This window comes from Lelliottia sp., from assembly GCF_045627565.1.
Lineage (GTDB): Bacteria > Pseudomonadota > Gammaproteobacteria > Enterobacterales > Enterobacteriaceae > Enterobacter.
This window is the reverse complement of the sequence record NZ_JAZQNX010000008.1, coordinates 85,495-107,100: the sequence shown is the minus strand read 5'-3', so window position 1 is coordinate 107,100 and position 21,606 is coordinate 85,495. Positions and strand designations below refer to the sequence as shown.

15 protein-coding genes are annotated in these 21,606 nt (G+C 51.1%); 6 read left to right on the top strand and 9 right to left on the bottom strand.

Annotated features, from left to right (window positions below):
- Positions 1-90: 90 nt before the first annotated feature.
- The 3 genes from uraA to ACKI5T_RS05360 form a co-directional block, all read right to left on the bottom strand.
- Entirely contained in the window at positions 91-1,380 is a 1,290-nt protein-coding gene (gene uraA, locus ACKI5T_RS05370; RefSeq protein WP_235133822.1) for a uracil permease, read from the bottom strand.
- A gap of 87 nt (positions 1,381-1,467) precedes the next feature.
- Positions 1,468-2,094 (bottom strand): uracil phosphoribosyltransferase, encoded by a 627-nt coding sequence (upp, locus tag ACKI5T_RS05365; RefSeq protein WP_015959982.1) that lies wholly within the window; start codon positions 2,092-2,094, stop codon positions 1,468-1,470.
- Positions 2,095-2,277: 183 nt separating this feature from the next.
- Positions 2,278-3,708 (bottom strand): 6-phospho-beta-glucosidase, encoded by a 1,431-nt coding sequence (locus ACKI5T_RS05360; protein WP_407436116.1) that lies wholly within the window; start codon positions 3,706-3,708, stop codon positions 2,278-2,280.
- Positions 3,709-3,985: 277 nt separating this feature from the next.
- Between ACKI5T_RS05360 and purM the strand changes: the two genes are divergently transcribed.
- The 4 genes from purM (at position 3,986) to ppx (ending at position 9,476) form a co-directional block, all read left to right on the top strand.
- A complete protein-coding gene (gene purM, locus ACKI5T_RS05355) occupies positions 3,986-5,023 on the top strand; it encodes a phosphoribosylformylglycinamidine cyclo-ligase (RefSeq protein WP_407436114.1) in 1,038 nt (345 codons plus the stop codon).
- Entirely contained in the window at positions 5,020-5,661 is a 642-nt protein-coding gene (gene purN / locus ACKI5T_RS05350) for a phosphoribosylglycinamide formyltransferase (RefSeq protein ID WP_015959985.1), read from the top strand. Before purM ends, purN begins: the two co-directional genes overlap by 4 nt.
- A gap of 209 nt (positions 5,662-5,870) precedes the next feature.
- A complete protein-coding gene (ppk1, locus tag ACKI5T_RS05345) occupies positions 5,871-7,931 on the top strand; it encodes a polyphosphate kinase 1 (RefSeq protein WP_407436111.1) in 2,061 nt (686 codons plus the stop codon).
- Between the two features lie 3 nt (positions 7,932-7,934).
- The gene (gene ppx, locus ACKI5T_RS05340) at positions 7,935-9,476 is read left to right on the top strand and encodes an exopolyphosphatase (protein WP_407436109.1); all 1,542 of its coding nucleotides are present in this window, start codon (positions 7,935-7,937) and stop codon (positions 9,474-9,476) included.
- A 10-nt stretch (positions 9,477-9,486) separates the two neighbouring features.
- Here the strand turns inward: ppx and ACKI5T_RS05335 are convergent, their stop codons facing one another.
- Complete coding sequence (locus tag ACKI5T_RS05335; protein WP_407436107.1) at positions 9,487-11,727, bottom strand: EAL domain-containing protein; 2,241 nt, start codon at positions 11,725-11,727, stop codon at positions 9,487-9,489.
- A gap of 368 nt (positions 11,728-12,095) precedes the next feature.
- On the opposite strand from ACKI5T_RS05335, the gene ACKI5T_RS05330 reads away from it, so the two are divergent.
- Positions 12,096-12,266: a YfgG family protein gene (locus ACKI5T_RS05330; RefSeq protein WP_072241889.1), complete on the top strand. Its 171-nt coding sequence runs from the start codon at positions 12,096-12,098 to the stop codon at positions 12,264-12,266.
- On the opposite strand, the gene ACKI5T_RS05325 is transcribed toward ACKI5T_RS05330, so the two are convergent.
- Complete coding sequence (locus tag ACKI5T_RS05325; protein WP_407436105.1) at positions 12,235-13,146, bottom strand: LysR family transcriptional regulator; 912 nt, start codon at positions 13,144-13,146, stop codon at positions 12,235-12,237. The two genes, ACKI5T_RS05330 and ACKI5T_RS05325, sit on opposite strands and share 32 nt — an antisense overlap.
- 98 nt (positions 13,147-13,244) lie before the next feature.
- Here ACKI5T_RS05325 and ACKI5T_RS05320 point away from each other — a divergent pair, with 98 nt between their 5' ends.
- Positions 13,245-14,435, top strand: a complete 1,191-nt coding sequence (locus ACKI5T_RS05320) for an MFS transporter (protein WP_407436103.1) — start codon at positions 13,245-13,247, stop codon at positions 14,433-14,435.
- Between the two features lie 89 nt (positions 14,436-14,524).
- Here ACKI5T_RS05320 and ACKI5T_RS05315 read toward each other — a convergent pair whose 3' ends face one another.
- The 4 genes from ACKI5T_RS05315 to guaB all read right to left on the bottom strand — a co-directional run bounded on the left by ACKI5T_RS05315 (position 14,525) and on the right by guaB (position 21,461).
- Positions 14,525-16,204: a glycoside hydrolase family 43 protein gene (locus tag ACKI5T_RS05315; protein ID WP_407436101.1), complete on the bottom strand. Its 1,680-nt coding sequence runs from the start codon at positions 16,202-16,204 to the stop codon at positions 14,525-14,527.
- A 65-nt stretch (positions 16,205-16,269) separates the two neighbouring features.
- On the bottom strand, positions 16,270-17,709 hold the full coding sequence (locus tag ACKI5T_RS05310) for an MFS transporter (protein WP_407436781.1): 1,440 nt from the start codon (positions 17,707-17,709) through the stop codon (positions 16,270-16,272).
- Between the two features lie 645 nt (positions 17,710-18,354).
- Positions 18,355-19,932, bottom strand: a complete 1,578-nt coding sequence (guaA, locus tag ACKI5T_RS05305; RefSeq protein ID WP_407436099.1) for a glutamine-hydrolyzing GMP synthase — start codon at positions 19,930-19,932, stop codon at positions 18,355-18,357.
- A gap of 62 nt (positions 19,933-19,994) precedes the next feature.
- Entirely contained in the window at positions 19,995-21,461 is a 1,467-nt protein-coding gene (guaB, locus tag ACKI5T_RS05300; RefSeq protein ID WP_059179435.1) for an IMP dehydrogenase, read from the bottom strand.
- Between the last annotated feature and the right edge of the window lie 145 nt (positions 21,462-21,606).

Here is a 21,606-nt window from a genome sequence, read left to right as displayed (position 1 = left end):
CTCGATGAAGGTCTAACGTAAAATCGGCGAAGAGTTTACCACGGAACCTGCAATGAGAGAACCGGGCGGATCGTCCGCCCGGCTTAACGATCAACGTGACGCGTTTTCGCTGTCGTCCGCGTCCAGAATTTCTTCTTCAGGACGCAGGACGGAAATCAGTTTGAAAATCAGGCTCAGCCCCACACCAACGATGGTGGCCAGCGCCATGCCTTTCAATTCTGCCGCGCCAATGTGAACCTTCGCACCGCTCACACCGATGATCAGAATGACGGAGGTCAGGATCAAGTTCTGCGTTTTGTTGTAATCCACTTTGGATTCAATCAGCACGCGAATACCGGACGCACCAATCACCCCGTACAGCAGCAGCGAAACACCGCCAATCACTGGAACCGGGATAATCTGGATTGCCGCCGCCAGCTTGCCGACGCAGGAGAGCAGAATCGCAAAGATAGCCGCCCCGCCAATCACCCAGGTGCTGTAGACGCGGGTAATCGCCATCACGCCGATGTTCTCACCGTAGGTGGTGTTTGGTGTTGAGCCAAAGAAACCGGAGATCATGGTCGACAGCCCGTTGGCAAACATCGAGCGGTGCAGACCAGGGTCACGGATCAGATCTTTTTTGACGATATTCGCCGTGACAACCAGGTGACCGACGTGTTCAGCGATAACCACCAGCGCGGCAGGCAGAATGGTGAAAATAGCAAACCACTCAAAACGCGGGGTGTAGAAGGTTGGCAGCGCGAACCAGTGCGCCTGCGCAATCGGGGATGTGTCCACGACGCCCATCGCGAAGGAGAGCGTGTAGCCCGCCAGCACCCCAATCAGAATCGGGATAATCGCCATAAAACCACGGAACAGGACGGAACCAAACACCGTCACACCTAGAGTAACCAGCGAGATGATAATGGTTTTGGAATCAGGTGATTGCCCATCAGCCGGCAACAGACCCGCCATATTGGCAGCGACGCCTGCAAGCTCAAGACCGATGACGGCAACGATTGCGCCCATCGCGGCAGGCGGGAACATCACGTCCAGCCAGCCGGTACCGGCTTTTTTCACGATAAAGGCCACAACGCAGAACAGCGCGCCGCACATGATGAAACCGCCCAAAGCCACTTCGTACCCTAACGGCAACAGCAGCAGAACCGGCGAAATAAACGCAAAGCTTGACCCCAGATAAGCCGGGATTTTTCCTTTACAGATGAAGAGATAAAGCAGTGTACCGACGCCATTGAACAGCAGCACGGTGGCCGGGTTGATGTGAAACAGGATTGGCACCAGCACGGTTGCGCCAAACATGGCAAACAGGTGCTGCAAACTAAGCGGGATCGTCTGCAAAAGCGGCGGTCTTTCACTCACCCCGATAGTACGGCGCGTCATAGTGTTTTCCTCAAGTATTGTTGGTTGTTGGTGTTTTTATTCAAAAAAAAGCCGACTATCAAAGTCGGCTTCTTATTCGTTATTCGATTATTTCGTACCAAAAATCTTGTCGCCGGCATCGCCAAGCCCCGGGATGATGTACCCGTGCTCGTTCAGACCCTGGTCGATAGAAGCGGTATACAGCTCAACGTCCGGGTGCGCTTTTTCCAGCGCCGCGATACCTTCTGGCGCCGCAACCAGCACCAGCACTTTAATACTGTTACAGCCTGCGTTTTTCAGCAGGTCGATAGTCGCGATCATCGAACCACCGGTTGCCAGCATAGGGTCCACCACCAGCGCCATACGCTCATCAATGTTAGAAACCAGCTTCTGGAAATACGGAACAGGCTCAAGGGTTTCTTCGTTACGGTAGATACCGACAACGCTGATACGCGCGCTCGGGACGTGCTCCAGCACGCCTTCCATCATACCCAGACCTGCGCGCAGGATTGGCACAACGGTAATTTTTTTACCTTTGATCTGCTCAACCTGAACCGGGCCGTTCCAGCCCTCGATGGTCACTTTTTCAGTGGCCAGATCGGAGGTTGCTTCGTAAGTCAGTAAGCTTCCAACTTCAGAGGCCAGTTCGCGAAAACGCTTCGTGCTGATGTCATGCTCACGCATCAGGCCCAGCTTGTGTTTAACGAGTGGGTGCTTCACTTCCACAATCTTCATTTTCATTCTCCTCTGAGGTGGCTACCGCAAAAAAAATCGCCGGATTATACCGCTTTTTTCGGAGTGCGCCATACCCATCTTGCTTGACGGTGATCAAGCAAAGTGATGAATACTGCGATATTGAGTCTACATCAAGACAAAAAAGAGCCCCGCTTTGCGGGGCTTATTCGTCATTTATGCGGGTTAGAGCGATTCGCCGTTGGTGGCGATCACGTTCTGATACCAGTCAAAAGACTTTTTCTTGCTGCGTTTAAGCGTGCCGTGACCTTCGTTATCTTTATCAACGAAGATAAATCCGTACCGTTTTTTCATCTCGCCAGTTCCGGCAGAAACCAGATCGATACAACCCCACGGGGTGTAGCCCATCAGATCGACACCATCTTCGACAACGGCTTTTTTCATCTCGCTGATATGCGCGGCAAGATAATCAATGCGGTACTGATCGTTCACCGTGCCGTCACTTTCCTGCACGTCGATGGCACCGAAGCCGTTTTCAACGATAAACAGCGGCAGCTGATAGTGATCCCAGAACCAGTTCATGGAATAACGCAGCCCAACCGGATCGATCTGCCAGCCCCAGTCAGATTTTTGCACGTAAGGATTGGACACCAGAGATTTGCTTTCGTCGTAGTCCAGCTGCGGGTTATCTGGCGTCGCTTTGGTGGCGAAAGACATGTAATAGCTGAAACCGATGTAATCCACACAGCCTTGTTGCAGCGCGGCAAGATCGTCGGCTGTGATGTCCAGTTCAAAACCGCGACGTTCAAAGTAGTTGAGCAAGTGCTGAGGGTATTTTCCACGCACATGCACGTCGGTGAACCAGTAGCGGCGGTGCATGGCGTTCATCGCCATCATGATGTCGTTCGGCGCGCAGCTTAACGGATAGATTGGGCACATGGCGATCATGCAACCGATTTGCAGTGACGGATTGATTCCACGTCCGGCTTTGACTGCCAGCGCACTGGCAACCAGCTCATAATGCGCTGCCTGGAACATCACCGGCTCGCGATCTTCGCCCGGCTCATACTTTAGACCGGAGTTGGTAAAAGGCGCGAAATCTTCGTGGAAGTTAGCCTGATTGTTGATCTCGTTGAACGTCATCCAGTACTTCACTTTGTGCTGGTAGCGCTCAAACGCCACCGTTGCGAAACGCACAAAGAAATCGATCAGCTTGCGATTACGCCAGCCGCCGTATTCCGTGACCAGATGGTAGGGCATCTCAAAGTGAGAAAGGGTAATCACCGGCTCGATACCGTATTTCCGGCATTCGTCGAACAGATCGTCATAGAACTGCAAACCGGCTTCATTGGGTTCCAGCTCATCACCGTTTGGGAAGAGGCGTGTCCAGGCAATCGAGGTACGGAAACATTTAAAGCCCAGTTCGGCAAAAAGTTTGATGTCTTCTTTGTAGCGATGGTAAAAGTCGATGGCTTCGTGGTTTGGGTAGTTTTTACCCTGCAATACGCCGTTGGTGATTTCACGCGGTACGCCATGGGCCCCCACCGTCATCACATCGGCGACGCTCACGCCCTTGCCGCCCTCTTTCCAGCCACCTTCCAGTTGATGTGCCGCGACCGCGCCACCCCACAGAAAACCTTCTTTGAATCCTGGCATGCTTTTTCCCTCATTCTGCGTTATGTTCTGCAAAAACCATTACAGAAACCGGTTTCAGTGAAATCATGTGCAATGCCATAAAGCGTTGCAAGCACATTACCGAAACCGGTTTCATTTTCGTGAACGGTATCAACTTTGTCTGCGCCCCAGGGTTAAATGTGCAAATTTCCCGCGACTTCTTACGACAGCAGAATAGGCTCGCAAACGTTTGCCTGGACTGTTAGAATTGCGCCGATTTTTCTTACTATCGCAATGCAATCGCGTGGGGACTTGAGCCGTGACCAACAAAACTTCTCTCAGCTACAAAGATGCCGGTGTTGATATTGACGCAGGTAATGCGCTGGTTGACCGAATCAAAGGTGTGGTGAAAAAAACCCGCCGTCCTGAAGTGATGGGCGGTCTGGGTGGATTCGGCGCACTGTGTGCACTGCCGCAAAAATATCGCGAACCTGTTCTGGTTTCTGGCACTGACGGCGTGGGAACGAAACTGCGTCTGGCGATGGATCTTAAACGCCACGACACCATCGGTATCGATTTGGTCGCCATGTGCGTCAACGACCTGGTCGTACAGGGTGCAGAGCCGCTTTTCTTCCTCGACTATTATGCCACCGGCAAACTCGACGTTGATACCGCAGCAAGCGTGATCACTGGTATCGCTGAAGGCTGTCTGCAGTCTGGCTGTTCGCTGGTCGGTGGTGAAACGGCAGAAATGCCGGGGATGTACCACGGTGAAGATTACGACGTCGCGGGATTCTGCGTCGGCGTGGTAGAAAAATCAGAAATTATCGATGGCAGCAAAGTGACCGATGGCGATGTGCTGATTGCGCTGGGATCCAGCGGCCCGCACTCAAACGGTTACTCGCTGGTACGTAAAATACTCGAAGTAAGCGAAACCGATCCAGAGACCACCGAGCTTGAAGGCAAGCCGCTGGCCGATCATTTGCTCGCGCCAACCCGCATCTACGTGAAAAATATTCTTGAGCTGATTGAGAACGTTGACGTTCATGCCATCGCCCACCTGACCGGTGGCGGCTTCTGGGAAAATATCCCACGCGTTCTTCCTGATAACACCCAGGCCGTGATTGACGAATCCTCATGGCAGTGGCCAGCCGTGTTTAACTGGCTGCAAACGGCGGGTAACGTGAGCCAGCACGAGATGTATCGCACCTTCAACTGCGGCGTTGGGATGCTCATCGCCCTGCCTGCCAGCGAAGCGGATAAGGCCATCGCCCTGATGACGGCGAAAGGTGAAAACGCGTGGAAAATTGGTACCATCAAAGCATCTGATTCCGACGAGCGTGTGGTCATTGAATGAAAAATATAGTGGTGCTCATTTCCGGTAACGGAAGCAATTTGCAGGCAATCATTGATGCCTGCAAACAGAAACAGATTAATGGCACCCTACGCGCAGTTTTCAGCAACAAGGCCGACGCGTTCGGCCTTGAGCGCGCACGCGAAGCGCACATTCCCGCGCACGCGCTTGAAGCGTCTCAGTTTGCCAGCCGCGAAGCCTTTGACCGCGAACTGGTCCAGGAAATTGACGCCTATGCACCGGATGTGGTGGTGCTCGCCGGCTACATGCGAATTCTCAGCCCCGCGTTTGTCGCGCATTATTCCGGACGTCTGCTGAACATCCACCCTTCTCTTCTGCCAAAATATCCAGGTCTGCATACCCACCGTCAGGTGCTGGAAAACGGTGATGAGGAACATGGTACGTCGGTGCATTTTGTCACTGACGAGCTGGATGGCGGGCCGGTTATTCTGCAGGCCAAAGTCCCGGTGTTTGATGGCGACAATGAAGATGACATCACGGATCGCGTTCAGGCGCAGGAACATGCCATTTACCCGCTTGTGGTGAGCTGGTTCGTCGATGGGCGCCTGGAGATGCGTGAAAACGCAGCCTGGCTGGATGGTATAAAACTGCCCCCTCAGGGGCATGCTTCAGAAGAATGATAATTCAAGCCGGCGATTGCCGGCTTTTTGTTGCCTGTCATTCGTAAAAACCGCAAATAATCAGACGGTTTAGCGCTAATTTTCACGCTGCGTGGTCGGTTTACTGTCATACTTTTCTGGCACAGTTGGACATCTCGTGGCAAAGCTCGCCATAATAGAATCGAGACGGATTTGCTGCGTCCCGTGATTGAAACGGAGTGTAAGTTGTAATGGGTCAGGAAAAGTTATACATCGAGAAAGAGCTAAGCTGGTTAGCGTTCAACGAACGTGTCCTTCAGGAAGCGGCTGACAAGAGCAACCCGCTGATTGAGCGTATGCGTTTTCTGGGGATTTATTCCAATAACCTGGATGAATTCTACAAGGTGCGTTTTGCTGAACTGAAACGGCGGATTATCATCAGCGAAGAGCAGGGTTTAAACTCTCATTCGCGTCATCTGTTGGGCAAAATTCAGGCGCGAGTGCTGAAGGCAGATCAGGAATTCGACGGTCTGTATAACGAACTGCTGCTGGAAATGGCGCGCAACCAGATTTTCCTGATTAACGAGCGTCAGCTTTCTGCCAATCAGCAAACCTGGCTGCGGCACTATTTCAAACATTATCTTCGCCAGCACATCACCCCCATTCTTATCAATCGCGAAACGGATCTGGTGCAGTTCCTGAAAGATGACTACACCTATCTGGCGGTTGAAATTATTCGCGGCGAATCCATTCGCTATGCGCTGCTGGAAATCCCGTCGGACAAAGTGCCGCGCTTCGTCAATCTGCCGCCGGAAACCCCGCGCAGACGCAAGCCGATGATCCTGCTGGATAACATTCTGCGCTATTGCCTGGACGACATTTTCAAGGGCTTCTTCGATTACGATGCGCTGAACGCGTATTCAATGAAAATGACCCGCGATGCTGAATACGATCTGGTCCATGAGATGGAAGCCAGCCTGATGGAGCTGATGTCGTCGAGCCTGAAACAACGCCTGACGGCAGAGCCGGTGCGCTTTGTCTATCAGCGCGATATGCCGGACGCGCTGGTGGAAATGCTGCGTGATAAGCTGACGATTTCTCGCTATGACTCCATCGTGCCGGGTGGTCGTTACCACAACTTTAAAGATTTTATTGGTTTCCCGAACGTCGGCAAAGCCAATCTGGTCAACAAACCGTTGCCTCGCCTGCGTCATATCTGGTTCGATAAATTCCGTAACGGATTTGACGCCATCCGCGAGCGCGACGTGCTGCTCTATTATCCGTACCACACGTTTGAACACGTGCTGGAACTGCTGCGCCAGGCATCGTTTGATCCCAACGTATTGGCCATCAAAATCAATATTTACCGCGTGGCGAAAGACTCGCGCATTATTGATGCGATGATCCACGCTGCGCACAACGGCAAAAAAGTCTCTGTGGTGGTGGAGTTGCAGGCTCGCTTCGATGAAGAGGCCAACATTCACTGGGCGCGTCGTCTGACAGAAGCCGGTGTACACGTTATCTTCTCGGCACCGGGTCTGAAAATTCACGCCAAGCTGTTCCTGATTTCGCGCAAAGAAGGCGAAGACGTGGTGCGCTACGCCCATATTGGTACCGGCAACTTTAACGAGAAAACCGCGCGTATTTATACCGACTACTCGCTGCTAACCGCCGATGCGCGTATCACCAACGAAGTGCGTCGGGTGTTTAACTTTATCGAGAATCCGTATCGTCCGGTGAATTTCGATTATCTGCTGGTTTCGCCCCAGAACTCCCGCCGACTGCTGTACGCGATGATCGACAAAGAGATCGCCGCCGCGCAAAAAGGTGAGCCTTCAGGTATTACGCTGAAACTCAACAATTTAGTCGACAAAGGACTGGTGGATCGACTTTACGCCGCCTCAAGCTCCGGCGTGTCGGTGAACCTGCTGATCCGCGGAATGTGCTCGCTGATTCCTGAACTTGAAGGCATTAGCGACAATATTCGAGTGATCAGTATTGTTGACCGCTATCTCGAACACGATCGCGTTTATATTTTCGAAAATGGTGGCGACAAACAGGTTTATCTCTCTTCTGCGGACTGGATGACGCGTAATATTGATTATCGAATCGAAGTGGCCACCCCGCTGCTGGACCCGCGTCTTAAGCAGCAGATCCTGGATATTATCGAACTTTTACTGAGTGACACTGTAAAAGCGCGTTATATCGACAAAGAACTGAGTAACCGCTATGTGCAGCGCGGCAACCGCCGTAAAGTGCGCGCACAACTGGCGATTTACGACTATATCAAATCACTCGAGCAACCTAATTAACCTATGCCGATAAATGATAAGACCCCACGAGCGCAGGAATTTGCTGCGGTCGATTTAGGTTCTAACAGCTTCCATATGGTCATCGCCCGCGAAGTCGATGGCGCAATGCAGATCATCGGTCGCCTCAAGCAACGCGTCCATTTGGCCGACGGTCTTGACGATAAAAACATGCTCAGCGAAGAGGCGATGGAGCGAGGCTTAGCCTGCTTGTCGCTGTTTGCTGAGCGCCTGCAAGGTTTTTCCGCATCCAGCGTCTGTATCGTTGGCACGCATACCTTGCGCCAGGCTTTGAATGCACCGGAGTTTTTAAAACGCGCCGAAAAAGTGATCCCCTACCCCATTGAAATCATTTCGGGCAATGAAGAAGCCCGTCTGATTTTCATGGGTGTGGAGCATACCCAGCCGGAAAAAGGCCGCAAACTGGTCATCGATATCGGTGGTGGTTCGACGGAGCTGGTGATTGGCGAAGATTTCGAGCCAAAACTGGTTGAGAGCCGCCGCATGGGCTGCGTCAGCTTTGCGCAAATGTACTTCCCTGGCGGCGCGATCACCCGTGAGAACTTCCAGCGTGCGCGCATGGCCGCAGTACAAAAACTCGAATCTCTGGCGTGGCAATACCGTATTCAGGGGTGGAACGTCGCGCTAGGCGCATCCGGAAGTATCAAAGCCTCTCACGAAGTCCTGCTGGCGATGGGCGAAAAAGATGGTTTTATCACCCCGGAACGCCTGGAAATGTTGCGCGAAGAGGTTCTGAAACATAAGAGTTTCGAGTCGCTCAGCCTACCGGGACTTTCCGACGAGCGTAAGGCCGTATTTGTGCCTGGCCTCGCGATTCTGTGCGGCGTGTTTGATGCCCTGGCGATCCGCGAACTGCGTCTTTCCGACGGCGCGCTGCGTGAAGGTGTGCTGTACGAAATGGAAGGCCGCTTCCGCCATCAGGATATTCGTAGCCGCACCGCGCAGAGCCTGGCGAATCAGTACAACATTGACCGTGAGCAAGCCAAGCGCGTTCTGGAAACCACGACGCATATCTATGAACAGTGGGAAGCGCAAAATCCCAAACTGGCGCACCCGCAGCTAGCGGCACTGCTCAAATGGGCTACTACCCTGCACGAAGTGGGCCTGAATATTAACCACAGCGGCATGCACCGCCACTCGGCCTACATTCTGCAGAACAGCGATCTGCCTGGCTTTAATCAGGAACAGCAAACCATGATGGCGACGCTGGTGCGTTACCATCGTAAAGCGATTAAGCTGGACGATTTGCCGCGCTTTACGTTGTTCAAGAAAAAGCAGTTCCTCCCGTTGATCCAGCTGTTGCGCTTGGGTGTATTACTCAATAATCAGCGTCAGGCGACAACCACACCGCCAACGTTAAGGCTGAAAACGGATGACCACCACTGGACGCTGAGCTTCCCGCATGCCTGGTTTAGCCAGAATGCACTGGTGCTGCTGGATCTCGAAAAAGAGCAGCAATACTGGGAAGCCGTAACGGGCTGGTTGTTAAAAATCGAAGAAGAAGAATCACCAGAAATTGCGGCATAACGCCTGAGACTCAGGCGTCTGACAATGGCGCCCGGGTCTCAATAAGCCCTTCAAGCGGTTCAGGTTTACCCATCAAATAGCCCTGCAAATAGTCAATACCTAACGCCGTGACGGCGCTGCGTATCGCTTCGCTTTCCACGTATTCCGCCACGACCAGCATTTTCTTCATCCGCGCCAGATGGCATATAGAGGCAACGATTTGATAATCGAGACTATTGTCGGCTATATTGCGAATAAAACTGCCATCGATTTTCAGAATATCTGCGTCGACGCTTTTCAGCCGCGCATAGCTGGCGTATCCCGTACCAAAATCGTCGATAGCGATCCGACAGCCCATCATCTGAAGCTGTTTGACGATCTGGCCGGCCAAAACGGCATTGCCAAAACCGCTGCTTTCGGTGATTTCGAAGATCAACTGCCAGGCTTCAATCGCGTATTTCTTGAGTAACCGATTCACCTCAAGGGGGAATTGCGAGCGGCATACCGTCGAGGGCGATAAATTGATGGCAAAGCGCTTGCCCGGCAGCTTTTCGCGATGTGTCGCCATACACTGCAGCGTGCGCTCGAGCACCCATAAATCTACCCGCGACGACAAACCAAATTCCTGCGCAACGGGGAGGAAGGCGTCCGGTGAAAGTAACGTGCCATTTTCATTCGGCATGCGCAGCAAAATTTCATGGTAATGATCGCCGCGAACGGCTTGTACCCGCTGCGCCATCAGCACAAATTGGTTTCCTTCAAGCGCCGCTTGCAGGCGATTCATCATCGCCACTTTATCTTTCAGGCTCCGTTGCAGATGCGCTGCCCCGCGCTGCTGTAAGCTCTCAGGATGATTGGTGGATAATGATAAATCCGCAATGATGCTCAACTCACCCAGCAGTAAATAAAGATGGTTTACAGGGGAGCGCACGCAACAATAGCTCACGCCAACCTGCGGCTGCAGCGGCATGCCATCCCAGATAAACCGAAACTGCTTGATGTGTTCATCCAGCGCCTCGATTCGCGCGGAATGCGATTCGGTGTTCAGTCGTACAGCCAAATCGTATCCCGACAATTGATAGACGCACTCATTGTGCTGGAGCGTACCGTTAATCCACGCGGCGAGCTTTTGCTTGTACTGGATCCGCAGCAGCACGCCGTAATTGCGCCCTAGCACTTCCAGCTCGGGGATGCGGAGCATGCACAACGCTGACCACGGTGATTGAGTCAGCGCGCGCGACAATGCGCGCAGGTTGGGCATATGGACGACCGGATCGAGAAACGCCAGTCGGCTCGTGCGTAGCATGATGACGCGCTGACGAGTCGCCAGCATGGCCATGTAAATCACCACGAAGGAGAAAACCAGATAGCTTGACGAGGTGATTGCCAGTTGGATGTCGTAACCCTGATACAGCGGGATGTAGCGGTAAAAATAATGGATGGAGACCATCAGAACTGGCGTCCAGATCAACGACATCAGTTTGTAGCCAAAACGCATGGAACCCCACAGCATCAAAGGCATCAGCAATGACAGCGTGTAGTTGGTGCTGAATATTGAGCTGTTTTCACTGATGGGTATGAGCAGCAGGGACAGCAACCCAACCAGCACTGTGCCCCAGATGACAAATTCAGCCACGCTCACTTTTTTGTCAATCTGTAGTCGGATCTGCGAAATCAGCCCTTTCAGATAGCGGGGATGCCGAATCACACGAATCAACAGATAGCTTAACGGCACTCCCGTGAGCCCTCCCACCAGCAGGCCCTGATAATTAATCAAGGTACGGATGCTCATTGGATTTATACCGACCATGCTTTGGCGAGTCGCGTAGATACCCAAATAGACCGCAAACTGGAACAGCAGTAAAAAGAGGGTCGACGGACAGATCACCTGCCAGAAGATACGCTGCCCCATGAGCCTGTCGTCACCATATGACACCATGTTGCGACGCGGGGCAAACACGCGATATCCCCCCCAACTGAGGATCAGCGGAACGATAAAATGACAGGTGATAGCGATCGTTTCGAACCAGCCAGCGGTAGGGTAGTAGCGAAGAAACAGAGCCAGAATGATACCGGGCACTGCCGCGAGGCCAAAAAATAGCATCGTGGCGAGTAAAAATGCCAGGGGCATATAATAGAGCGCAACCAGGCCGCCGTTTAATTGCGTATACGTACTGGCGAAACTAAATACAGGAAGTAAAGCAACCGGCAAAATGAGAGGAAGTGCCCACCAGCGGTCTTTGTTTTTCTTGAGGAATGCCAGAATTTTCATAGATGCCCAATATAAGCCCTTTCATCCAGAGGGAATTTCAGACAGGCGTCCATCCTGACATCATTGCCGCATGCTGTTTGCGCGATACAAACAATATGGAAGAAGAATTTTAGTGCTCAATGACCGGCAGGAATTGACTTAAATCAAACTATATGGTTCAAAAAAGGGCTTATGACAAGATAATTGTGCTGTTTTCTCTTTTCTATCAAAGCGGTAAATACTTGAATCATCTTCGATAACAATAATTAATTTAAACATTGACGATTTTTTACACCTAGCATAATTGACCCCCTCATCCCGGTGTGCCTTAATAGCCGTATCGCCCGAAAGGGTATGCCCAGGAAAATACAGTGAGTCAGGCAACGCGTATGCACAAACGACATCGATTTAACACTCGAATGACCCGCATTATATTGCTGATAAGCTTTCTGTTTTTCTTTGGTCGCTTCGTTTATTCCTCCATTGGCGCCTGGTATCACCATCAGGACAAAATCCAGTCTCAGCAGGTCACTCAGCCACTGGATACCACAAACCGCTAGCGTCCTGACGCAGCAACCGGATGACTTCAGCGATTCCTTTACTGAGAATTTTGTCCTGGCGCATCACGATACCTAACTGCCGATGCAGAATGGGATCCAGTGAACCGACGGTCAAACCTTCGCGATCCGCTGCATGCTGAACCGCCATTCTCGGGACAATACTGTACCCCAGCCCTGCTCTCACCATCCGTTTGATGGCTTCTATACTGCCTAACTGCATCACTGGGGCGACAGAAAAAGCACTCGCCTGGAACCAACCATCGATGAGTGCCCGCGTTCCGCTCCCTGATTCAAACGCAATCAGCGGTAGCGTATGCAAAACAGATGGGGTGAGCTGCCCCGGGCTGTCACCCTGCTCGCGCGCAATAATACAGACAAACTCCTCATCCAGGATCGGCATAACATCCAGCGTACGACCGCTTGCCGGAAGGGTTACAAGGCCGATATCCAGGCGGTTTTCTTCGACGGCTCGGACAATATCAAGCGTATTACCCGTGGTCACGCCCACGCCTAGCAGCGGGTGATCCTGCCGCAGTTGCTGTAATAGTCGTGGCAAAAGATGAATGCATGCCGTTGCGCCCGTCCCTATTGTCACTTCGCCGCTTATCTCGTCACTCAACGCCCTCACCGAGCAAATCGCCTCATCAACCACGTGTTCAATGCGGTCGCTATGTTTCAACAATGCCAGGCCTGTGGCCGTAGCTTTGACGCCGCGCCCGGTGCGTTCAACTAAACGCGTCTGGAGAAACTGTTCAAGCTGGCGAATCTGCAAACTTACCGCAGGTTGAGAAAGCCCAAGCGCATCCGCAGCAGCAGAAAAACTGCCGCGCTGGATAACCAGTCGGAAGGTAGCCAGATTACCCAGATTCAGCGTCGTCATCGCAAAGTTTCTCTTATAGAGGTCATAAACACAGGGGCCTGCCAGCACCATACCGCGCACAGTATGCTTAGGACAACTGTCTAACGGAATGAAAAATAATGAAAACGCCTGCCGCCCCCCGCCTGCTTTCGCTTGCCGCCGGAAGCAACCAACTTATCAACTGGGGAATTTCATTTTATATGCCGGGGACATTCGCTCGCACTCTTGTGACCGATACGGGCTGGTCGTCACCACAGATCTATCTGGGTTTGACGCTTGCCATGCTGGTAATGGCAGCCGTTTCACCGTTTGTGGCCCGATTGCTGACCCATTTTGGCGGGCAGAGAGTGGTGATGTGCGGCACGCTACTCATTTCTGTTAGCTGCCTGATAATGGCTGAATCACACTCTCTGGCGGGCTGGTATTGCGCCTGGCTGCTGGCAGGAGTCGGTATGCGTCTGTCTTTGTACGACGCGTTGTTTGCATCGCTTGTGAATCTTTACGGGCAAAATGCGCGACGGATGATTTCTCGCGTCACTCTGGCTGGCGGACTCGCTTCTGCCGTTTTTTGGCCGCTCGGTGCAGCACTACTGACGATAATGAGCTGGCGAGAAGCGCTGCTGATTTATGCTCTTTTCGGGCTAGTGAGCGCGGCGTTGATTCGCGAACTGCCCAATCAGACACTTGCAGTAAGAACTCCACCTAAAAATCCTGTCGCCACACGACCTCACGAACGCCTGAACGCCTGGCTCTATGCTGCGTTTATCGCGCTGATCACGTTTGTCTCGAATGGGACATCCACGCACCTCCCCGAATTTATCGCGAACGCTGGTTTGCCCGTAGCGATTGGGATGCTGTGGGGTATTGGCCAGACGGGTGCACGTTTGCTAGACGTGATGGCTGGCGCGAAATTAACGCCAACGCAGCTCATGCTCATCACTGCCTTCGCCATGCCATTGTGCTTTTTGTTGGGAATAAGCAGCTCGGTGTTTATCGAATCTGCCGCCGGGTTTGTTCTGGGATATGGCGCGATCAACGGCCTGGTCACGATCGTCAAAGCCACTCTCCCCCTGGAACTCTTCGCGCCTGAGGACTATGCACAGCGAACGGGCCTGCTGCTGATCCCCGCCCAGTTAATGGCTGCGATATCGCCTTTTGCGTACGCGGGATTAAACAAAGCATTAGGGGTAATCGGATCGATGTGGGTGTCGTGGGGATTAACGCTAATTATTGGCGGCCTGGCGGCAGGGATTGCCGTGAAACAAAAACAGCACTCCCTTCCAGCACAGGCAGAAAGCACAGCGCCGTAAAGGCTTTAAGCACGGCACGCCGTGCTTATTGGTAACCGCCTCATTATGACCGGGCGCTTCATTCATAATCTGAATTCACATGTTAGCGTTTAATAAACACGTGATTCAGATGTCTCCCAACTGTAAGTGCCGTTTTCAACGAACGCATCGCCCAACTCCTGATATTCGAAATTGTAAAACTCTGCGCTGGCGGCGTAACCCGAGTAGTCCACAACGGCCAGGCCAACGAATGCGCCGGTAAAGAATCCGCCATAGCTTTGCAGCACATAATCATCTGAAAGCACGGCGGAATCTAATTTGACAGGGATTTCAGTAAATGAGATCCCATTAAAGCTATATTCATACGTATAAGTTTCCTTGCGAACTTTCGTGCGGAACCAAACATATTCAGTACCTTCTGGGATCTTGATTGCTTCATCTTTAAGATGTGACGTATATTTCCCGCGATTATTTTCACCGACTTCGATAACGGCGCCATTAATTTCATTCCAGGTAATGAAAACAAAACTCCAGTGGCGATCGTTATAATAATTCGTTAACCCTGCCATTTGTTGATAGTTAAAAGGATTAAATTTTACTTTAACGTGCGCATCAAAATAAAAGGCTTGCCAGCGTCGGGCAATAAGCGAAAGGTCATGTGTATTCGCCAAAGAACCCTGGCCAATTAACGTCAGCTTTCCGTCGCCAGTTGTACCCATTTTTTCGGTGAACGGGACACGGAGTGTATTCCAGTTAAGATCAAGTGTCGGCGCTTTAAATTCATCGTACTGGCTATGATCTTTTGCGCTTTCGGTGTAAATGGCATCGGTTGGGCCTTCGACAAATGTTTTGCCACCGTGACCGCCATCGATACGCGGCCAGCCCTCTTTATCCCAGTACACTTTTTGGATAGATGTTTCTCTGCCAAGGGTTGACCAGCCACGAGGATCGTAAACTGACTCACCAGGACGGTTCCACGGGCGCGCACAGAGCGAAGCATAATACCATTCACCTTTAGGGGTTGAAACCAAGGAGCCATGCCCTTGCTTCTGAATGTAACTGTCAGGCGTATCGACATTCGTTAAGAATACGTCCCCCGGCTGTGTCTCAAAACTATTGGCATCCAACGTTCTTGAACGCGCCACAACCTCCTGGTGGGTAAATACTGTTCCCCCCTGAGCAGCAAAGAGATAATAATATCCGTTCAGTTTGTAGAGATGTGGCCCTTCAACGAGTGCAACGGCCGTGCCTCGATAAAGAGTACGCGCTGTTTCAGGTTTTAATTTCAGAGTCTGCGTATCAAGTTCAGTTAACGTAATTCCATCGAAGGGGTGATGATATTCTCTGTGATCCCAGGTTTGCTGAACGATATATTTACGACCATCGTCGTCATGGAACAGTGACGCATCAAAACCCACACCATTAAGTTTAATCGGATCGGACCATGGACCACCAATATCTGTCGCTGTGGTCAGATAGTTTGTCATGTCTTTAAAAGCGCCTTCTGTGATTTTCACATCCGTATAAACCAGCCAGAATTTTCCATCAGCATAAGAGAGAGCCGGAGCCCAAATCCCACCGGATGAAGGATTACCTTTCATATCTAAAAGCGCGGTAGTTGACAGCGGGCTTGGGAGAAGATTCCAGTGTTCAAGATCTTTTGACTCATGTAAACGAACACCTGGGAACCACTCAAATGTAGAGTTTGCAATATAGTAGGTGTCCTCAACACGGATAATACTCGGGTCCGCATTAAATCCAGGTAAGATAGGGTTTTGAATAAGCGACATATCATTAGACCTTTTCTGAGAATTTTATTTTATATATTCACTTCGATTTATAATTACGTTTCAAACTATACCCGTATCTCATCAAGCTGACGGTTGATGTCTGTAACATTTTCGTCGGAGATTGGATAGATTTGAATGACAATCATCGAAATAGCGGCTAGAACGATGGGAATCCAAACTGCGGTGATAATTATTCCATCGATCGCATTTGCGCTTTGATTCGCGCCCGTTTCATTAAAGCCATAAGCAGCGAGTAACCAAAGTGGAATTGCGCCACCAATAGTAAAACCAATTTTGAAGAAGAGTCCCATAATCGCATTAATGATCGCGGCATTTCGCTTACCCGATTTTAACTCGCCGTAAGCAATCACTTCAGGGACAAGTGCCCACATGAAACCTGTCGCCGAACTTAAGCCCCACTGTTTGATAAATGTTGCGATATAAGCAAGCCAAAGTTCATCATGCATTCCTGCGCGTGACCAAACGTAAGTCAACAACTGCCCCACGATAAACATGCCGAGGAAGAGATGGAAGAAGCCTTTTTTACCAAAGATTTTCTTAAGTCTTGACCAAAAAATAGGGAATAAAATGCCCGGAATTGAGGCAACAAGGCCGATAGCCCCCATCCATTCAGAATGGTTAACAACGTATTGATTGAAAAAACCATTTACGGTATTCATGAAAAACATGAACGTGAAGGCCAACATGAAAAATAACCCAAGAATGATGAGCGGTCGGTTATTTTTGAGTTCAAGGAACAGATCTGTCGTTTTAACGTTGGCCGTTTGTTCTGCAGTCGCTACGACACGTTCTTTGGTAAATTTATAACAGATGAAAAGCGCAACCGCGCCTAATATCATATATATCGAATAAACCCCAAACCAGGCATAATTCGCTGAGGGATCGGTGTAGTTCCCCATATTGAGTTTAAGACCAAAGAACCCCGTATCCTTGAGGCTTCGATCTTTTGGTGAGGCCATTTGTACAAACATCGGGAATAGCGTATAGACAAGCAGATTGGCACTATTAGCCAGCATCATGCGTGTGCTGGTCAGTTTATCAATAGATTCCGGATCTCTTGTCAGAGAGGCATTAAGAGAACCATAAGGGATGTTCACAACGGAATAAACCAAATCCAGTGCCAGATAAACGATAAATGCAAATGGAACTGAACCTCGGATACCTGGGATAGGTGCAAAAAGTAAAGCAGACAGAATAACAAGTGGAACGCCTGCTCTTAAAAGCCAGGGGCGATATTTCCCTGCAGGTGAACTTCGTTTATCCACAAAGGTCCCGACCATCGGGTCCCATAAAACATTTATGATTCGAACAAACAGAAATATAAACCCTGCCGTTGCTGTACTGATTGTATTGACAGTCAACATATGAAGAGCCAGAAACCCACCTATTGTACCGAACACAAGGTTTTGAGCAAAGTCACCCATCCCATAACCAATCCGCTCGCTGCGGGTTAATATATGATATTCATCATGCCGGTGTTGCAATATTTTTTCACTCATTCTAATCCAATCTCCGGTTTCTTTTGTGAAGGTGGGAGAGTTTCTGACACAGGGCCCCCGGAGAATCCATTACGTTTTTAAATTAATTAATTATGTTTTTTTATTTCTGTGATCATCGATACAAATGTCATTTATAAACCCTATATTCAAAATGGTGATTGTCAGCTCTCAACATCACCGCCCTGGCAAGTGAATAGCCCTCGTAAAACTGATATTTTTATCACCTGTATTTCCTGAAAAAACAAGCTTCGCAAGGCTAATATCGTGTTTTATACATGGCAGTCATTTTTGCGATATCTGTCACGTTTGAGTATTATCTTAACGCAAGAGTGAAATAACGTAATTGAGTAATCGGCGAGGAAAATACAGGATACGCTATAGTCATATATTTGCTGAAAACTAACTTAGGAAATTCATTATGTCCGTTTATTTTGTTCCATCCGCCTGAAATCAGTTTGGACAACCAGCCGATAAAAACAACGTCTCAAAATAGCCGCTCACAGGACTGAATTCAGAAAAAGGGATGACGCGCTGCAAACGTGTTACGCCAGAAAACGCCAGATACAAAAACAAAAAAGCCCGCAGTGACGCGGGCTCGAAAGTCTGTTCAGCTTTACGCAGGACGTTAAATCATTCCCACTCAATCGTCGCTGGCGGCTTCCCGCTGATGTCGTACACGACACGAGAAATACCGTTTACTTCGTTGATGATACGGTTAGACACGCGGCCTAAGAAATCATACGGCAGGTGCGCCCAGTGTGCCGTCATGAAGTCGATGGTTTCTACCGCACGCAGAGAGACTACCCAGTCGTATTTGCGGCCATCGCCCATCACGCCGACGGAACGAACCGGCAGGAACACGGTGAACGCCTGGCTCACTTTGTTGTACAGATCGGCTTTGTGCAGTTCTTCGATGAAGATAGCATCAGCACGACGCAGCAGGTCGCAGTACTCTTTCTTCACTTCGCCCAGCACACGCACGCCAAGACCTGGTCCCGGGAACGGGTGACGGTACAGCATGTCGTATGGCAGACCCAGCTCAAGGCCAATCTTACGCACTTCGTCTTTGAACAGCTCACGCAGCGGCTCAACCAGCCCCATCTTCATCTCTTTCGGCAGGCCACCCACGTTGTGGTGAGATTTGATGACGTGTGCCTTGCCGGTAGCAGAGGCCGCAGACTCGATCACATCAGGGTAAATCGTACCCTGTGCCAACCACTTCACGTCTTCCAGACGCAGCGCTTGCTCGTCGAAGACTTCAACAAACACGCGGCCGATAATTTTACGTTTTGCTTCCGGCTCGTTCTCGCCCGCCAGTGCGGTCAGGAAACGCTCTTCGCCTTCAACGTGAACAATGTTCAGGCCGAAGTGGTCACCAAACATGTCCATCACCTGCTCGGCTTCGTTCAGGCGTAACAGGCCATTATCGACGAATACACAGGTTAGATTTTTACCGATAGCACGGTGCAGCAGCATGGCAGTTACGGAGGAGTCAACGCCACCGGACAGACCGAGGATCACTTTATCGTCGCCAACCTGCTGACGGATACGCGCAATGGCGTCGTCGATGATTTTCGCTGGCGTCCACAGGGCTTCACACTGGCAGATATCGCGAACAAAACGATCCAGCATGCGCATGCCCTGGCGGGTATGTGTCACTTCCGGGTGGAACTGCACGCCGTAGAAGCGTTTTTCTTCGTTGGCCATAATGGCAAACGGACAGGTTTCGGTGCTGGCAACGGTCACGAAGTCTGACGGAATGGCCGTCACTTTATCGCCGTGGCTCATCCACACGTCCAGCAGCGGTTTACCGTCTGCGGTCAGGGAGTCTTCAATGCCACGCACCAGCGCGCTATCAGTCAACACTTCGACCTGCGCGTAACCAAATTCGCGCTCGTTAGAGGCTTCAACATGGCCGCCCAACTGCATCGCCATCGTCTGCATGCCGTAGCACACGCCAAATACAGGAACGCCTGCTTCAAATACATACTGCGGCGCGCGTGGGCTATTATCTTCAGTGGTACTTTCCGGACCACCAGAAAGAATAATGCCGCTTGGGTTAAATTCACGGATCTGTGCTTCCGTGACATCCCATGCCCACAGTTCACAATAAACGCCAAGTTCACGAACGCGACGAGCAACGAGCTGCGTGTATTGGGAGCCGAAGTCGAGGATAAGAATGCGATGTTTATGAATGTTTTCCGTCATTGACGATAATTCCGAGGCAAGTGAAACAAAGCGCCCGGCATTAAGCCGGGCGCGGAAACTTATCAGGAGCCTAAACGGTAGTTCGGGGACTCTTTAGTGATCGTGACGTCGTGAACGTGACTTTCCTGGATGCCCGCACCGCTGATACGTACGAATTCCGCTTTAGTACGCAGCAGATCGATGGTACCACAGCCGGTCAGACCCATACAGGAACGCAGGCCGCCCATCTGCTGGTGAATAATCTCTTTCAGGTGACCTTTATACGCCACGCGACCTTCGATACCTTCTGGCACTAATTTGTCCGCAGCGTTGTCCGTCTGGAAGTAGCGGTCAGATGACCCTTTGGACATCGCGCCCAGAGAACCCATCCCGCGGTAAGACTTATAAGAACGACCCTGGAACAGTTCGATTTCGCCAGGAGATTCTTCAGTACCCGCCAGCATAGAGCCCACCATCACCACGCTTGCGCCAGCCGCGATGGCTTTTGCGATGTCGCCGGAGAAACGAATACCGCCATCAGCGATAACCGGAATACCGGTACCTTCCAGCGCTTCTACAGCGTCGGATACCGCTGTGATCTGCGGTACACCTACGCCGGTAACGATACGGGTCGTACAAATGGAGCCAGGACCGATACCGACTTTAACTGCACTGCAGCCGGCTTCTGCCAGAGCACGCGCGCCAGCACCCGTGGCCACATTGCCGCCGATGATTTGCAGGTCAGGATATTTAGCGCGGGTTTCGCGAATACGTTGCAGAACGCCTTCGGAATGGCCGTGTGAGGAGTCAATTAGCAGAACATCAACGCCTGCGGCAACCAGCGCGTCAACGCGCTCTTCGTTGCCCGCACCTGCGCCAACAGCAGCACCAACGCGCAGACGGCCATGCTCGTCTTTACAGGCGTTTGGTTTACGTTCTGCTTTCTGGAAGTCTTTAACGGTGATCATGCCGCGAAGATGGAAGCTGTCGTCAACAACCAGCGCTTTCTCAACGCGTTTTTCGTGCATTTTGGCCAGCACGACATCGCGCGTTTCGCCTTCACGCACGGTAACCAGACGCTCTTTTGGCGTCATATAAACACTGACGGGTTGAGACAGGTCAGTCACGAAACGCACGTCACGGCCAGTGATGATACCCACCAGTTCGTAATCTTCGGTAACTACCGGATAGCCCGCAAAACCGTTACGTTCAGTCAGCGCTTTGACTTCCGCCAGCGTGGTGGTTGGCAGAACGCTCTGTGGGTCGGAGACAATACCGGATTCATGTTTTTTCACGCGGCGAACTTCTTCAGCCTGGCGCTCGATAGACATGTTTTTGTGAATAAAGCCGATGCCGCCTTCCTGTGCCAGGGCAATCGCCAGGCGCGCTTCAGTCACGGTGTCCATTGCCGCAGAAAGCATAGGAATGTTCAGGCGAATGGTTTTCGTCAACTGCGTGCTGAGATCGGCAGTATTCGGCAGAACGGTAGAATGAGCGGGAACGAGGAGGACGTCGTCAAACGTCAGTGCTTCTTTGGCAATACGTAGCATGGGCAATATCTCTGACCTGGAGGGTTAAATATTGCCGTGGCATTATACAGAGCGTAACCGATTGCATCTACACTTTTTTATAAAAATGCTTGCGATCGTGTCTCATCAGGTTACTATCGATTGAATAACTTGCTGATTTAAAATT

Excerpts from the sequence above, each read along its gene's own strand:
- ACKI5T_RS05315 (WP_407436101.1), bottom strand. The coding sequence starts at position 16,204 with ATGTCGCTTATTCAAAACCCTATCTTACCTGGATTTAATGCGGACCCG.
- ACKI5T_RS05325 (WP_407436105.1), bottom strand. The coding sequence starts at position 13,146 with ATGACGACGCTGAATCTGGGTAATCTGGCTACCTTCCGACTGGTTATC.
- ACKI5T_RS05335 (WP_407436107.1), bottom strand. The coding sequence starts at position 11,727 with ATGAAAATTCTGGCATTCCTCAAGAAAAACAAAGACCGCTGGTGGGCA.
- guaA (WP_407436099.1), bottom strand. The coding sequence starts at position 19,932 with ATGACGGAAAACATTCATAAACATCGCATTCTTATCCTCGACTTCGGC.
- ppx (WP_407436109.1), top strand. The coding sequence starts at position 7,935 with ATGCCGATAAATGATAAGACCCCACGAGCGCAGGAATTTGCTGCGGTC.
- uraA (WP_235133822.1), bottom strand. The coding sequence starts at position 1,380 with ATGACGCGCCGTACTATCGGGGTGAGTGAAAGACCGCCGCTTTTGCAG.
- ACKI5T_RS05360 (WP_407436116.1), bottom strand. The coding sequence starts at position 3,708 with ATGCCAGGATTCAAAGAAGGTTTTCTGTGGGGTGGCGCGGTCGCGGCA.
- purN (WP_015959985.1), top strand. The coding sequence starts at position 5,020 with ATGAAAAATATAGTGGTGCTCATTTCCGGTAACGGAAGCAATTTGCAG.
- ACKI5T_RS05320 (WP_407436103.1), top strand. The coding sequence starts at position 13,245 with ATGAAAACGCCTGCCGCCCCCCGCCTGCTTTCGCTTGCCGCCGGAAGC.
- ppk1 (WP_407436111.1), top strand. The coding sequence starts at position 5,871 with ATGGGTCAGGAAAAGTTATACATCGAGAAAGAGCTAAGCTGGTTAGCG.
- ACKI5T_RS05330 (WP_072241889.1), top strand. The coding sequence starts at position 12,096 with ATGCACAAACGACATCGATTTAACACTCGAATGACCCGCATTATATTG.
- guaB (WP_059179435.1), bottom strand. The coding sequence starts at position 21,461 with ATGCTACGTATTGCCAAAGAAGCACTGACGTTTGACGACGTCCTCCTC.
- upp (WP_015959982.1), bottom strand. The coding sequence starts at position 2,094 with ATGAAGATTGTGGAAGTGAAGCACCCACTCGTTAAACACAAGCTGGGC.